Origin of the sequence: Streptomyces stoeckheimensis, from assembly GCF_045822005.1 — a bacterium.
Taxonomy (GTDB): Bacteria; Actinomycetota; Actinomycetes; order Streptomycetales; family Streptomycetaceae; genus Streptomyces; species Streptomyces stoeckheimensis.
In genome coordinates this window covers 5,970,352-5,984,328 of the sequence record NZ_CP169550.1, presented here as the reverse complement: position 1 = coordinate 5,984,328, position 13,977 = coordinate 5,970,352, and the positions used below count along the sequence as shown (strand labels likewise).

Genomic DNA, 13,977 nt, shown 5'->3' with positions numbered 1-13,977 from the left:
CGGAGCACCCCCGCCCGCAAGATCAGCCGCGCAGTGCGGCCGCCGGTCCCGCGGTCGCCGCCCACACCTGTGGCAGCTCCCGCTCGCGGCGCTCGGCCAGCGCCTCCTCGCGGGCGTAGAGCACGCCCCAGGTGAAGGCGGACTCCCCAGCGCCCGCCGCCTGGATCGCGAGTCCGCGCAGGGCTTCGCGGGCGACGACCCCGTCCTGGTGGTCGCCGAGCAGGGTCTGGACCGCCTTCACCGCCTTGGCCAGCTTGCGCGCGGGTTTGCCGAGGGCCGGGGCCGCCGCCTCGGCCGCGTACCGGGCGCGCTTCGCGGCCTTGCGCGCCTCGTGCAGGGCCAGGTCGCGGCCCTCGCCCGGGTCCAGGGACAGTGCGGCCTCGATCCGGCCGCCGAGGCGTTCGTAGTCCGCGAGGACCGCCGCGGGCAGGGCCGACTCCGCCGGCCGGCCTGCGGCCTTCTGCAGCGGCGGGTCGGCCAGCAGGGCGTCGAGGGCGTTCAGCAGGGCCACGTGGCGCCTGCTGTCGAGCGCGGCCAGCGCCGCACGGCGGGCACCGGTGCGGCGGGCGACGTTCCAGATCTTGAGGCGGCCGCGGACCGGGCCCAGCACGAGGGTGCGCGGGAGCTCGTCGAGCCGGGTCTGGATCCGTTCGAGCAGCACTTCCTGGTCGCGGTCGACTCCGAGCTCGGCGGCGAGCCAGCGCAGCTCCTCGCCGATCGGGCCGGTCTCGGCGGGGTCCAGGATCCGGCGGTGGGTCTTGAAGGCGCTGCGCAGGCGCCGGGTGGCGACCCGCATCTGGTGGACCGAGTCGGGCAGCCCGCGGCGTACGGCGGGGTCCTGGGCGATGAGGGTGTCGCGCTGTTCGCGCAGGTACGCGAGCACGTGCGCGCCCACCGTGTCCCCGGCGGGGCCGGTGTCGGCGCCGGGGATACGGGCCGGGGGTTCCCCGCCGGTCTCGGTCAGCGCCCGCGCGAGCTTCGAGGGGGCGTCGCTGACCCGGAGTCCGGCCTTGCGGAAGGTCTTCTCCACGGCGTCGAGCAGCGCCGGGTCGGCTCCGTCGGCGAGCTCGACCTCCACCTCGGTCCAGGCGGCGGTGGCGTCCGCGCGCTCGGCCCGCACCGCGTCCGTGGACAGCTCCGCGAGGAGGGTGCCGTCGGCGTCGAGGAGGTGGCTGACGTGGCGCGAGGACAGGAGCCTGACCTGCGGTTCCAGCGGGGTGTCGCGGACGCGGGAGCGCAGCAGGGCGGTCAGCGCGTCCGGGACGGTGTCGCCGAGGGGGGCGGTGATCTCGTCGCGCACGCCGGGGGCGACGGGCAGTTTGAGGTGCCAGCCCGCGTCCTTGCCGCCGGTGCGGCGGCGCAGGGTGAGCCCGTCGGCGGCGAGCCGCTGGTCGGGGGTGTCGTAGTAGACGGCGTCGAGCTCGGCCGTGCCCTGGTCGGTCACGGCCGCGATGGCGGCCGTGCCCGTCAGGTCGGGTACGCCGCGCCGTCCGGCCTTGGTGGTCCTGAACTCGAATTTGCGCTCGATCTCGCGCTTCGTGTCCGCCATGGATCGAACGTAGTCCTGAACGGAAGACGGCGGGAAGGAAAACGGCGGGGGCGGCGGAAAACCTGCCCGGGAACCGACGGATCAAGCCGCCCCGTGCCGGGCGGACCGGGGCCGGTCCGGCCCCGGTCCGGCGGGCATCAAGCCGACATCGGCCGCTGCACCCTGATCGACTGGAGCAGCCCGATGGCCACCCACACGGCGAACATCGAGGATCCTCCGTAGGACACGAAGGGCAGCGGGAGGCCGGCCACGGGCATGATCCCGAGGGTCATGCCGATGTTCTCGAAGGACTGGAAGGCGAACCAGGCGATGATCCCGGCGCACACGATCGTGCCGTACAGCTCGGTCGTCTCGCGGGCGATCATGCAGGCGCGCCACAGGATGACCCCGAGCAGCACCAGGATCAGCCCGGCTCCGACGAAGCCCAGCTCCTCCCCCGCCACCGTGAAGACGAAGTCGGTCTGCTGCTCCGGCACGAACTGGCCGGTGGTCTGCGAGCCCTTGAAGAGCCCTGAGCCGGTCAGGCCGCCGGAGCCGATGGCGATGCGCGCCTGGTTGGTGTTGTAGCCGACGCCGGCCGGGTCGAGCTCGGGATTGGCGAAGGCCGCGAAGCGGTTGATCTGGTACTCGTCGAGGATGCCGAGCTGCCAGATCAGGATGGCCCCGCCGACGCCCGAGCCGAGCAGGCCCAGCACCCACCGGTTGGAGGCGCCGGAGGCCAGCAGGACGCCGAGCACGATGACGACCATGACCATGACGGAGCCGAGGTCGGGCATCAGCATGATGATGCCCATCGGGAAGGCGGCCAGGCAGAGCGCCTTGACCACGGTGCGGTGGTCGGGGTGGGCGAGGTCGCCCGCGTCCACCCGGGTGGCCAGCAGCATCGCCATCACCAGGATGATCGTGATCTTCACGAACTCGGAGGGCTGGAGCGAGAAGCCGCCGCCGACCACGATCCAGGCGTGGGCGCCGTTGATGGTGGCGCCGAGCGGGGTGAGCACGGCGAGGATCAGGACCACGGAGAGCCCGTAGAGGATCGGGACGGCGCCGCGCAGGGTGCGGTGGCCGAGCCAGATGGTGCCGATCATCAGCACGAGGCCGATGCCGGTGTTCATGGCGTGCCGGAAGAGGAAGTAGTACGGGTCCCCGTTGTTCAGCGAGGTCCGGTTGCGGGTCGCCGACCACACCAGCAGGGCGCCGATGAGGGAGAGGGCGAGCGCGGAGAGGAGTATCGGCCAGTCGAGCCGGCGCACCACGGAGTCGCGGGCGGTGAGTTTGGCCATCGCTCCCCGCTGCTCCGGCGCGTACCGGGCCACGGAGAATTTGTTGGCGGTCTGCATGTCGGTCCTCGGTACTCAGTCGTGCTGCGCGGGGCGCTGGGCGGGCGGGCCGGCGAGCGCGGGCGGCGCCAGTTCTTCCGGGGACGGCGGTACGTACGGCCGGATCTCGGGGGAATCGATGCCGCCGTCGGGGCGGATCTTGGGCAGGTTCTTCTCCGGTCCCAGCAGGAGCGCCTTCTTCAGGTCCTGGTTGCCCGCCATGTCCAGGCCGTAGATGGCGTTGTAGATGTTGCGGACGGCGGGGCCGGAGGCTCCGGAGCCGGTGCCGCCCTGGGAGATGGTCATGACGATGGTGAAGTCGTCGGTGTAGGTCGCCAGCCACGAGGTGGTCTGCTTGCCGTAGACCTGGGCGGTGCCGGTCTTGGCGCGCATCGGGATCTTGTCGAGCGGCCAGCCGCCGAAGCGCCAGGCGGCTGTGCCGCCGGGTTCGACGACCATGCGCAGGCCCTTGTCGAGGTCCTTGACGGTCTTGGCGTCGATCGGCAGCCGGCCGTGCGGCTTGGGCTTGATCATCTGGACGTGCTTGCCGTCGGCGCTGATCACGGCCTTGCCGACCGTGGGGTCGAAGAGGGTGCCCCCGTTGCTGATGGCGGCGTAGGCGGTGGCCATCTGGATGGGGGTGACGAGGACGTCGCCCTGGCCGATGGCGAAGTTGATGCTGTCGTACGCCTTGAGCTGGTTGCCTTCGAGGCAGCTCTCGAAGGCGATCTGCTCGACGTAGGTGCCGCCCTTCTTGCCCTGCTTGCACCAGGAGTTCTTGTTGGCCGCCCAGAAGGACTGCTTCCAGTGGCGGTCGGGGATGCGGCCGGAGACCTCGTTGGGCAGGTCGATCCCGGTCTCGGAGCCGAGGCCGAACTCGCGGGCGGTCCGGTAGAACCAGTCGTGGGCGTCCTTCTTGGGCTTGAGCCCGCCGTCGCGCTGCCACTCCTTGTGTCCGAGGGCGTAGAAGACGGTGTTGCAGGAGAACTTGAGGGCCTCGCCGAGGGTGATGGGGCCGTGCCCCTTGGACTCGAAGTTCGCGAAGCTCCGGTTGCCCATGCTGTACGAGGCGCTGCAGTTGTACTTGTCGTCGAAGGCGTATCCGGCCCGGACGGCCGCGCTCGCCGACACCACCTTGAAGATGGAGCCCGCGGGGGCCTGGCCCTGGATGGCCCGGTTGAGCAGCGGGTAGTTGGAGGTGTCGCTGGTGAGGTTGGCGTAGTCCTTGGCGGCGATGCCGCCGACCCAGGCGTTGGGGTCGTAGTCGGGCTGGGAGGCCATGGCGACGACCCGGCCGGTCTTGGTCTCCATGACGACGACGGCGCCCGAGTCGGCCTCGTACTTGCGGCCGGTGATCTTGTCGGTCTCCTGGCGGACCGTCTTCATGGCCTGCTGGAGCTCGTACTCGGCGACGGACTGGACCCGGGCGTCGATGCTGGTGACGAGGGTGGATCCGGGCACACCGGCGTCGGATTCGGTCTGGTGCATGACCCGGCCGAGGTTGTCGACCTCGTAGGAGGTGACCATCGCCTTGCCGCGCAGGTACTTGTCGTAGGTGCGCTCGATCCCGGAGCGGCCGACCTGGTCGGAGCGCAGGTGCGGCGAGTCGGTGTCCTTGGCCTTCTGGATCTCGTCGTCGGTGACCGGCGAGAGGTATCCGAGGACCTGCGAGGTACGGGCCCCGCCGGGGGCCGGGTAGCGGCGGATCGCGACGGGCTCGGCGGTGATGCCGGGGAACTCCTCCGGGCGCTCGCGCAGCTGCAGGGCCTGCTGCGTGGTGGCGTCGAGGGTGATCGGGATCGGCTGGTACGGGGAGCCGTTCCAGCAGGGCGCGGGGGTCTGGGAGTCGCAGAGGCGGACCTTCTCCATGACCTCCTTGGGGGTCATGTCCAGGACGCCGGCGAGCCGGGTCATGACGCCCTTGCCGCGGTCCTTCATCTTCATCAGCGCCGTGCGGCTGGTGGAGACGACCAGCCGGGTCTCGTTGTCGGCGAGGGCGACGCCCCGGGCGTCGAGGATCGTCCCGCGCACGGCCGGCTGGACGACCCGCTGGACGTGGTTGCTCTTCGCCTCGTGGTAGTACTCCGCGCCGTTGCGGATCTGGAGGTACCAGAGCCGGCCGCCGAGGGTGAGGAACATCGAGCAGACGAGAACCTGGATGATCACGAGCCGGATCTGCACCCGGGAGGTACGGCCGGTCTCCGGAATGTTGGTCACGTGGACTCCTCCCTCACAGCTTCTTGACGCTCTTCACACCCTTGATTCCCTTGACGCCCTTTATCCGGCCGGCCCGGTTGGCCCGGCTGCGGGCGGTCTTCATCCGCAGGCCGCCGCGCTGGCTGCCGATCCGCAGCCCGGTGCCGCCGGCCAGCCAGCCGGAGGCGATGTCCTTGCCCGCGGGCGGACCGCCGTTGGCCTCGACGGCCATCGGGTCGTTCTCCGCGCGGCGGGCCAGGGCCATGATGAACGGCACGGTGAAGGGGGCGAGCAGCAGGTCGTAGAGGACCGCGGTGAAGACCAGTCCGCTCAGCCCCACGTGGCGGGCGGCGGTGTCGCCGACCAGGGCGCCGACGCCCGCGTAGAGCAGGGTGGAGACGAAGGCGGCGCCGACGACCGTGAGCATCGGGCCCCAGGCGGAGCGGAACCGCCCGGTGTCGGGGCGGACCAGGCCGGCGACGTAGCCGATGACGCACAGCACGAGCGCGTAGCGGCCGGCGGCGTGGTCGGCGGGCGGGGCCAGGTCGGTGAGGAGGCCGGCGGCGAAGCCGATGAGGGCGCCGCTGACGCACCCGTACACGAGTGCGAGGGCGACGACCGTGAGCAGGACCAGGTCGGGGACGGCTCCGGGGAGTTGGAGGCGGCCCAGGATGGAGACCTGGACGACCAGGGCGACCACGACGAGCGTGCCCGAGAGCAGGATCCGGTTGAAACGCATGATGATCGGCTCCTAGTCCTCGGCCGGCTTGCCGGACGCGGACGCGCCGGGCGACGGGGTGACCGTGACGGTGACCGTCGGGGTGGGCTTGGGTGCCTCGGGCTTGGGCGGCAGGACCGCGTCGCGCGGGTCTTCGCGCGGGGGCATGACCACGACGCCGACGATGTCCAGGCGGGAGAAGCCGACGAAGGGGCGGACCCAGATGGTGCGGGTCAGGTCGCCGCGCGAGGGGTCGACCTTGATCACCTCACCGATCGGGACGCCGGGCACGAAGGGCTTGTTGCCGCGCGAGCCGAAGGTGACGAGCCGGTCGCCGGTGTTGATCTTGGCCTTGCCGTTGAGCATCTGCACGGAGAGCTCCCGGTCGCCCTGACCGGTGGCGAAGCCGAGTTCGCCGGTCTTCTCCAGACGGGTTCCGACGGTGAAGTCGGGGTCGTTGGCGAGGACCACGGTGGCGGTGTCGGGGCCGACGGTGGCGACGCGGCCGACGAGTCCGTCCCCGTTGAGGACGGTCATGTCGCGCTCGATGCCGTCCTTGCTGCCCGCGTCGATGGTCACGGTCCAGGAGAAGCCCTGGGCCGCTCCTATGGCGATGACCTCGGCGCCCTTGATGCCGTACTGGCCCGCGCCCGCCCGCTTGAGCATCTCGTCGAGCTCGCGGATCCGGCTGCGGGTCTGGTCATCGCTGCCCAGCTTGGCCTTGAGCGCCGCGTTCTCGCGCTCCAGCGTCGCGATGCGGTTGTGCCGCTCGCCGGAGTCCCGTACCGCCCCTATGGCGTTGGCGACCGGGTCGACGCCCTTCGCCACGCCCTTCTCGACCGGCCCGAAGACCGCTGCGGCGGCCTGTCGGGCACCGTCGACCGGAGACTCCTCACCCGTCCTGATGTCCACCGTGATCAAAGCGAACGCGATGGCGATCAGAAGCACCAGGAGCAGCCGGCTTTCTCGTGTGTCCCTCACGTGCGGCGGCCGTGCCTTCCTCATAGTTACCCGTGCGGCCAGGTCGTCAGAGACGGTCTGGCCGCTCCGGCGGAGCCGGGGCTCGCACCGGACCTTGCCTGTATATCAACGATCCGCCGCACGGGCCCGGTAGCACCCGTACGGCGGATCATTTGTGTTCCACCGCCGCGCGGCGGGCCGGATCAGCGCCGCGGCTGGGCGTCCAGGACCTGCTGGAGCGCCTCGAACTCCTCTACGCACTTGCCGGATCCGAGCGCGACGGAGTCGAGCGGATCCTCGGCGATGTGGATCGGCATGCCCGTCTCGCGGCGCAGCCGCTCGTCGAGGCCGCGGAGCAGGGCGCCGCCTCCGGTCAGGACGATGCCGCGGTCCATGATGTCGCCGGAGAGCTCCGGCGGGCACTTGTCGAGGGTGGTCTTGACGGCGTCGACGATGGCGTTGACCGGCTCCTCGATCGCCTTGCGCACCTCGGCGGCCGAGATCACCACGGTCTTGGGCAGGCCCGAGACCAGGTCGCGGCCGCGGATCTCGGTGTGCTCGTCCTTGTCGAGGTCGTAGGCCGACCCGATGGTGATCTTGATCTGCTCGGCGGTGCGCTCACCGAGGAGGAGCGAGTACTCCTTCTTGATGTGCTGGATGATCGCGTTGTCGAGCTCGTCGCCGGCCACCCGGATCGACTGTGCCGTGACGATTCCGCCGAGGGAGATGACGGCCACCTCGGTGGTGCCGCCACCGATGTCCACGACCATGTTGCCGGTGGCCTCGTGGACGGGCAGGCCCGCTCCGATGGCGGCGGCCATCGGCTCTTCGATGATGTGCACCTGGCGGGCACCGGCCTGCGTGGACGCCTCGATGACGGCGCGGCGCTCCACTCCCGTGATGCCGGAGGGCACGCAGACCACCACGCGCGGGCGGGCCAGGTAACGGCGCTTATGGATCTTGAGGATGAAGTACCGGAGCATCCGCTCGGTGATCTCGAAGTCGGCGATGACGCCGTCCTTGAGGGGCCGCACGGCGACGATGTTGCCGGGCGTGCGCCCGATCATCTTCTTGGCTTCGGAGCCGACCGCCAGGATGCCACCGGTGTTCGTGTTGATGGCGACCACGGACGGCTCGTTCAGGACGATTCCCCGGCCCCTCACGTACACCAGCGTGTTGGCGGTCCCGAGGTCGATCGCCATGTCACGGCCGATGAACGACATGTTGTTCCCCTTGTTCCCCATGAGGAGCGTCTGGCCTTCCAGTTGATAGCGGCTGCTGTCAGGTCGGCGAGGTGGGTGTGTGGGTGGAGGCCCCATCGTAGTGCCGCAAGTACGGCCACCGCGCGACGGGACTCCGGCAAGCCCGCCGGAACGAATACCCGCCCCCATAGTGGTGACGTCGTGTCCTGTCTATGCGTTCCCGAAAGCGCCCGGTAATACCGGAGGGCGACCGAAATTACTTCGGTCGCCCCAGGTCATGAGCGCTATTCGGCTGATGTTGCGTCAGAAAAGAGTGATCACAGCGCCGGGAAGAACAGCTTCAGCTCCCGCTCCGCGGACTCCTCGGAGTCCGAGGCGTGGATCAGGTTCTCCCGGGTGACGGTACCGAAGTCACCCCGGATGGAGCCGGGCGCGGCGGCAATCGGGTCAGTGGGTCCGGCCAACTGGCGGACCCCCTCGATCACGCGCTCCCCTTCGACGACCAGGGCCACGACCGGACCGCTCGCCATGAAGCCCATGAGGGGCTCGTAGAAGACCTTGCCCTTGTGCTCGCCGTAGTGCGCTTCCAGGGTCTCCTGGTCCAGCGTGCGCAGCTCCAGCGCGGGAATGGTCCAGCCGGCCTTCCGCTCGATGCGGCCGACGATCTCGCCGATCAGGCCGCGACGGACGGCGTCGGGCTTGAGGAGGACGAGGGTGCGCTGGGTCATATGGGTAACTCCTTGCGGCATACGGGTGCGGTCCGACGAGGCTACAGGGGCCCGGGCCCCCGCCGTACGGGGCCTTCCCGGACCCCGCTCCGGCACCTCGGCGGGCTACGCCTCGGTCGGGGCGGCGGCCTGGGCCTCCGCCTGGGCGGCCCAGCGGGCCTTGATCACGTCGATGCGGCGGCCGTAGTGGATCGAGCACCACCACAGACCGGCGAACACCACGCCCAGGATGAACATCATCGGGACGACGAACCCGCTCAGCACGAGCCCGATCTGCAGGGCCCAGCCGATCTGGACGGCCCCGGGGCGCGAGAGCATCCCGCACAGCAGGACCGACACCACCATCGCGATCCCGCAGACCGTCCAGACGGTCGCCTGGCTCAGATCGCCCTTCATCGCGACCAGCCCGGCGAAGCCGATCACGAAGAACTCGGCGATCAGCGTCGAAGCACACAGCGTGCGCATCCCTCAGCCCCTCTTCAGCAGCAGGCGGGCCTCGCCCACCGTGATGACGGACCCGGTCACCAGGACCCCGGCCCCTCCGTACTCGGCCTCTTCCTCCGCCAGCGTGATCGCCGCCTCCAGGGCGTCGTCCAGCCGCGGCTCCACCTGCACCCGGTCGGCGCCGAAGACCTCGACCGCGACGGCCGCCAGTTCATCGGCGGAGCTCGCCCGGTGGCTGGTGTTCTCCGTGATCACGACCTCGGCGAAGATCGGCTCGAAGGCCTCGAGGATCCCGCGCGCGTCCTTGCCCTCGCTCGCGCCCACGACCCCGATCAGCCGGCTGAAGCCGAAGGCCTCGGTCACCGCTTCCGCCGTGACCCGCGCCCCGGCCGGGTTGTGCGCCGCGTCCAGGACCACCGTCGGGCTGCGCCGCACGACCTCCATGCGGCCGGGCGAGGTCACCGAGGCGAAGGCCTTCCGCACGGTCTCCACGTCCAGCGCCCGCGCGTGGTCGGCGCCGATCCCGAAGAAGGCCTCGACCGCCGCCAGCGCCACCGCCGCGTTGTGCGCCATGTGGGCGCCGTGCAGCGGCAGGAAGATGCCGTCGTACTCGCCGCCCAGCCCGCGCAGCGTCAGCTGCTGCCCGCCCACCGCGACCTCGCGGGTGACGACGCCGAACTCCATGCCCTCGCGGGCCACGGTCGCGTCGACCTCCACGGCCTTCTTCAGCAGCACCTGCGCCGCGTCCACCGGCTGCTGCGCCAGGATCACGGTGGCGCCCTTCTTGATGACGCCGCCCTTCTCCTGCGCGATCTCGCCGGTGGTGGAGCCGAGCCGGTCCGTGTGGTCCAGGCTGATCGGGGTGACCACGGCTACCGCGCCGTCGATCACGTTGGTGGCGTCCCAGGTGCCGCCCATGCCCACCTCGACCACGGCCGCGTCCACGGGAGCGTCCGCGAAGGCCGCGTAGGCCATGCCGGTGAGGACCTCGAAGAACGACAGCCGGATCTCCTCGGCCGCGTCCACCATGTCCACGTACGGCTTGATGTCGTGGTACGTCTCGACGAACCGCTCGGCGCTGATCGGCGCCCCGTCCAGGCTGATCCGCTCGGTGATCGACTGCACGTGCGGGCTGGTGTAGCGGCCCGTGCGCAGCTCGAAGGCGTTCATCAGCGCCTCGATCATGCGGGAGGTGCTCGTCTTGCCGTTGGTGCCGGTGACGTGGATGGAGGGGTACGCGCGCTGCGGCTCGCCCAGGACGTCCATCAGCGCGGCGATCCGCGTGACGGACGGCTCCAGCTTGGTCTCGCCCCAGCGGCCGGCCAGCTCCTGCTCCACCTCCCGCAGCGCCTGGGCCACCTCGGGGTCGGTGGGCTCTTCGGGTACCGGGTCGCCCTGGGGCGGACCGGCCTGCGTACGCAGGGTGCGGCTGCCCGCCTCGATCACCGCCAGGTCGGGGTCGCGGTCGGACTCTTCCGCCACGATCTGGTCGAACGCGTCGAAGCTGTCATCGTGGCTCTCGGGCTGCTGCTCACTCACGGGACCCAGTCTACGGACGAGGGCCGGGAGGACTTTCGGCCCGGTCGCATCAGGACCTTCGACCGGCAGAGCGACCGGATCGTTATGCAAGCCTTGCGGACAGGAGATTGGGGAACAAATGCCGCAGGCCAGCACCAACAAGACAGCTTCCAGCCGCGACATAGGGATAGACCTGGGAACCGCCAACACCCTCGTCTACGCACGGGGGCACGGCATCGTCCTCAATGAGCCGTCCGTGGTGGCCGTCAAGGCGGGCACCACCACCGCACTGGCCGTGGGTGCCGAGGCCAAGGAGACCATCGGCCGCACACCGGGCTCCATCACCGCGATCCGCCCCCTCAAGGACGGCGTGATCTGCGACTACGAGGCCGCCGAGGAGATGATCCGGCACTTCGTCCGCAAGGCCGTCCCCGGCCGCCGGGTCCGCACCCGCATGGTGATCTGCGTACCGTCCGGGGTCACCCCGGTGGAACGGCGGGCCATCATCCACGCCTCCACCCGGGCCGGCGCCAGAACCGTGCACCTGATCGAGGAACCCATGGCCGCGGCGATCGGCGCCGGGCTCCCGGTGTCCGAACCGCGCGGCTCGATGGTCGTCGACATCGGCGGCGGCACCTCCGAGGTCGCGGTCATCTCGCTGGGCGGCATCGTCACCTCCCAGTCGCTGCGGGTCGGCGGCGACCGGCTGGACGCCGCGATCGCCGACTGGGTCCGCAAGGAGCACTCCCTGCTCATCGGCGACCGCACCGCCGAGGACGTCAAGATCGCCATCGGCTCGGCGTGGCCGGTGCCGGACCGGCCGGAGCTGGAGACCGCCACCTTCACGGTGCGGGGCCGCGAGAAGGTCGGCGGCATGCCCCAGACGCTGCAGCTCGACGCCCGCGACGTACGGGCCGCGCTCGACGAGCCGGTCGAGGCGATCATCGCGGCGGTCCGCACCACCCTGGAGGAGTGCCCGCCCGAACTGTCCGGGGACGTCATGGAGCACGGCATCGTCCTGACCGGCGGCGGCGCGCTGCTCCCCGGCCTGGACCTGCGGATGGCCTCCTCGACGGGGATCCCCGTCTTCGTCGCGGACGACCCGCTGGACTGCGTGGCCCTCGGCTCGGGGCGCTGCGTGGAGGACATGGACGCGCTCAGCAACCTGCTGGCGCCGGCGCGGGCCTAGGGCCTGGCGTCAAAATCCCGTCGTCGCCCGAAGGGCGGCCGCGCGGCGTCTGGTGCGTGCTCTCGGCGTGCCGGGCGGAAGCCCGCGTACTGGACGTACTCGGGATTTCGCCCGGTGCGGCGAGAGCACGTGCCAGGCGTCGCGCGGCAGACGGGAGTTTGACGCCAGGCCCTAGGGCCTGTCGCGGGGCCGGGCGCCCGGACGGGCTCAGCCCTTCGGGAGGGTCGCGAGGACCTCGTACGCGTCCTGCGTGCGCGTCGCCGTCAGGGTCCCGCCCAGGCTGCGCACGCGCTCGGACATGCTCGCCGTGCCCGAGCCCGCCGAGACGGGGGCCCGGCTCGGATGGCGCTGCGCCAGCCCGTTGCGGACGGCGATCCGCAGTTGCGGCCCGTCCGCCGCGATGGTCACCTCGACGGTTTCGCCGCGCGCGTGCTTGGCGGCGTTGGTCAGGCATTCCTGCACCACCCGGTAGACCGCCGCCTGGCGCAGCGGCGACAGCCCGTGCACGGCCGGATCCAGGGCCAGCCGTACGGGGGAACCCGCGCGCCCGCTCTCCTCCGCGAGGGCCGCCAGCCCGTCCACGCCCGGGGTGGCCGCCCGCTCCCCGCGCTGCACGATGATCTCGTTGAGCACCAGGTGGGCCCGGCGGGCGGTGTCGGCGAGCTCCTCGAAGTCCTTCGCGTACGCCGTCTCGCGCGAGCGCATCGACAGCACCTCGGAGCGGACCGTCAGCAGGGTCAGCTCGCGCCCGACGAAGTCGTGGACGTCGCGGGCGACGGAGGTCCGCTCCTGCTGGACGGCCTGCAGGACGGCGGACTCCGCGCGCCGGGTGTCGAGCTCGCGCACCAGGTCGTGGCGGTAGGCGGCGATGCCCACGGCCGAGGCGAGGACCCCGATGGGCACGACGAGGCTGAGGAAGGAGCTGAGGGTCTCGGCCCGGGCCAGTGGCCAGCCCGGCACCCAGCAGAACAGGCACAGCGCGAAGGCGACGTAGCCCAAGGTGGCGAGGACACCGGCCCGGCGCCCGCGGAAGCGGCCCACCGAGTACAGCGCGAACTGGATCAGGGTCAGCTCGTGCAGCCAGCCGATGAAGAGCAGCGCGGCGAGGTACGAGACCCAGGGCATCCGGCGCCGCACCAGCAGCGTGGAGCAGCCGACGGCCAGGACGACCGCCGCGGCGGGCCCGCTCAGGGAGTTGTCGGCGGCCGCCAGGCCCGGCAGGTCGAGCGCCATCAGGCCCAGGCAGCTGAGGGCCGCGAGCACGTCCATCGCGCGCGGCGACCCGGCCCAGCCCTGCGCGAGCCGGCGGCCGAAGGCCAGCAGCCGGTGGGGCGCCGAGGGGGCGGGCGTGACGTGCATGCCCTCCATCATCCGTGCTCGGCACCCTCGGATCCCGGCCACCCGGACCCGAGAACGCGTGATTTAGGGCACTTCGGACAGGCCGGAGGTCCCTGCTCCCGGAGGCCTTCCGCTCTACCACGGGCCGCCGCCGCGCTCGTAGCGTCGGGAGAATGACCACCCAACGGGGAACGACCACCCACCAGGGCACGACCACGCCTCAGGGCACGACCACCCCCCGGGGCACCGCCCTGCTCCTGCTGATCGGCGGCCTCGTCGGCACCCTGGCCTCCGGCGTCCTCACCTACGACCGGATCCGCACCCTGGAGAACCCGCTCTTCACCCCGGGCTGCAACATCAACGTGGTGCTGAGCTGCGGCGACGTGATGACCACCTGGCAGGGCAACCTCCTCGGCTTCCCGAACATGCTGCTCGGAATCGCCGGCTTCGCGGCCCTCGCCGGACTGGGCGCGGCCCTGGTCGCCGGGGCGCTGCTCCCCCGGTGGCTGTGGCGCGGCCTGTGGTCCGGGATCGCCGCCGGGTTCGCCTTCACGGTGTGGCTGATCAGCCAGTGCCTGTACGTGATCGGGGCGCTGTGCCCGTGGTGCATGGTCGTCTGGGCGGTGATGATCCCGCTGTTCTGGTACGTCACCCTCCACCTGGCCCCGGCCGGCTCCCGGCTGCGGGCGGTCCCCCACTGGCTGGTGCCGCTGGCAGCGTACGGCGTGGTCGCGGCGCTCATCCTGACGAGGTTCGGCGCACAGCTGCTGTGATGCCGGGCCCCTCGCGGGGAACAGATACGGCGAAGGCCCCCAC

Annotated in this window: 12 protein-coding genes; 2 read left to right on the top strand and 10 right to left on the bottom strand. The window is 71.2% G+C overall.

Features of this window, described 5'->3' with window-relative positions:
- Positions 1-22: 22 nt before the first annotated feature.
- The 9 genes from ACE1OC_RS27140 to folC form a co-directional block, all read right to left on the bottom strand.
- On the bottom strand, positions 23-1,549 hold the full coding sequence (locus tag ACE1OC_RS27140; protein ID WP_407839210.1) for a CHAD domain-containing protein: 1,527 nt from the start codon (positions 1,547-1,549) through the stop codon (positions 23-25).
- Positions 1,550-1,686: 137 nt separating this feature from the next.
- Positions 1,687-2,889, bottom strand: coding sequence for a rod shape-determining protein RodA (rodA, locus tag ACE1OC_RS27135; protein ID WP_250739465.1), 1,203 nt, complete (start codon positions 2,887-2,889; stop codon positions 1,687-1,689).
- A gap of 15 nt (positions 2,890-2,904) precedes the next feature.
- On the bottom strand, positions 2,905-5,085 hold the full coding sequence (mrdA, locus tag ACE1OC_RS27130) for a penicillin-binding protein 2 (RefSeq protein ID WP_407839209.1): 2,181 nt from the start codon (positions 5,083-5,085) through the stop codon (positions 2,905-2,907).
- Positions 5,086-5,098: 13 nt separating this feature from the next.
- Positions 5,099-5,803: a rod shape-determining protein MreD gene (gene mreD / locus ACE1OC_RS27125; RefSeq protein ID WP_266908934.1), complete on the bottom strand. Its 705-nt coding sequence runs from the start codon at positions 5,801-5,803 to the stop codon at positions 5,099-5,101.
- A 12-nt stretch (positions 5,804-5,815) separates the two neighbouring features.
- Positions 5,816-6,763: a rod shape-determining protein MreC gene (mreC, locus tag ACE1OC_RS27120; protein WP_327252739.1), complete on the bottom strand. Its 948-nt coding sequence runs from the start codon at positions 6,761-6,763 to the stop codon at positions 5,816-5,818.
- Between the two features lie 182 nt (positions 6,764-6,945).
- On the bottom strand, positions 6,946-7,965 hold the full coding sequence (locus ACE1OC_RS27115) for a rod shape-determining protein (RefSeq protein ID WP_069923827.1): 1,020 nt from the start codon (positions 7,963-7,965) through the stop codon (positions 6,946-6,948).
- Positions 7,966-8,261: 296 nt separating this feature from the next.
- On the bottom strand, positions 8,262-8,672 hold the full coding sequence (ndk, locus tag ACE1OC_RS27110; protein ID WP_214950910.1) for a nucleoside-diphosphate kinase: 411 nt from the start codon (positions 8,670-8,672) through the stop codon (positions 8,262-8,264).
- 105 nt (positions 8,673-8,777) lie between these two features.
- Positions 8,778-9,137, bottom strand: coding sequence for a DUF4233 domain-containing protein (locus tag ACE1OC_RS27105; RefSeq protein ID WP_407839208.1), 360 nt, complete (start codon positions 9,135-9,137; stop codon positions 8,778-8,780).
- A 3-nt stretch (positions 9,138-9,140) separates the two neighbouring features.
- Positions 9,141-10,655: a bifunctional tetrahydrofolate synthase/dihydrofolate synthase gene (folC, locus tag ACE1OC_RS27100; protein WP_407839207.1), complete on the bottom strand. Its 1,515-nt coding sequence runs from the start codon at positions 10,653-10,655 to the stop codon at positions 9,141-9,143.
- Positions 10,656-10,773: 118 nt separating this feature from the next.
- Here folC and ACE1OC_RS27095 point away from each other — a divergent pair, with 118 nt between their 5' ends.
- Positions 10,774-11,823, top strand: coding sequence for a rod shape-determining protein (locus ACE1OC_RS27095; protein ID WP_407839206.1), 1,050 nt, complete (start codon positions 10,774-10,776; stop codon positions 11,821-11,823).
- Positions 11,824-12,030: 207 nt separating this feature from the next.
- Here ACE1OC_RS27095 and ACE1OC_RS27090 read toward each other — a convergent pair whose 3' ends face one another.
- Entirely contained in the window at positions 12,031-13,182 is a 1,152-nt protein-coding gene (locus ACE1OC_RS27090; protein WP_407839205.1) for a sensor histidine kinase, read from the bottom strand.
- Between the two features lie 152 nt (positions 13,183-13,334).
- On the opposite strand from ACE1OC_RS27090, the gene ACE1OC_RS27085 reads away from it, so the two are divergent.
- Positions 13,335-13,934: a vitamin K epoxide reductase family protein gene (locus tag ACE1OC_RS27085; protein WP_407839204.1), complete on the top strand. Its 600-nt coding sequence runs from the start codon at positions 13,335-13,337 to the stop codon at positions 13,932-13,934.
- Positions 13,935-13,977: the final 43 nt, after the last annotated feature.

Coding starts and splice junctions, on each gene's coding strand:
- ACE1OC_RS27105 (WP_407839208.1), bottom strand. CDS start 9,137: ATGCGCACGCTGTGTGCTTCGACGCTGATCGCCGAGTTCTTCGTGATC.
- rodA (WP_250739465.1), bottom strand. CDS start 2,889: ATGCAGACCGCCAACAAATTCTCCGTGGCCCGGTACGCGCCGGAGCAG.
- mreD (WP_266908934.1), bottom strand. CDS start 5,803: ATGCGTTTCAACCGGATCCTGCTCTCGGGCACGCTCGTCGTGGTCGCC.
- ACE1OC_RS27140 (WP_407839210.1), bottom strand. CDS start 1,549: ATGGCGGACACGAAGCGCGAGATCGAGCGCAAATTCGAGTTCAGGACC.
- ndk (WP_214950910.1), bottom strand. CDS start 8,672: ATGACCCAGCGCACCCTCGTCCTCCTCAAGCCCGACGCCGTCCGTCGC.
- ACE1OC_RS27085 (WP_407839204.1), top strand. CDS start 13,335: ATGACCACCCAACGGGGAACGACCACCCACCAGGGCACGACCACGCCT.
- ACE1OC_RS27115 (WP_069923827.1), bottom strand. CDS start 7,965: ATGTCGTTCATCGGCCGTGACATGGCGATCGACCTCGGGACCGCCAAC.
- ACE1OC_RS27090 (WP_407839205.1), bottom strand. CDS start 13,182: ATGCACGTCACGCCCGCCCCCTCGGCGCCCCACCGGCTGCTGGCCTTC.
- ACE1OC_RS27095 (WP_407839206.1), top strand. CDS start 10,774: ATGCCGCAGGCCAGCACCAACAAGACAGCTTCCAGCCGCGACATAGGG.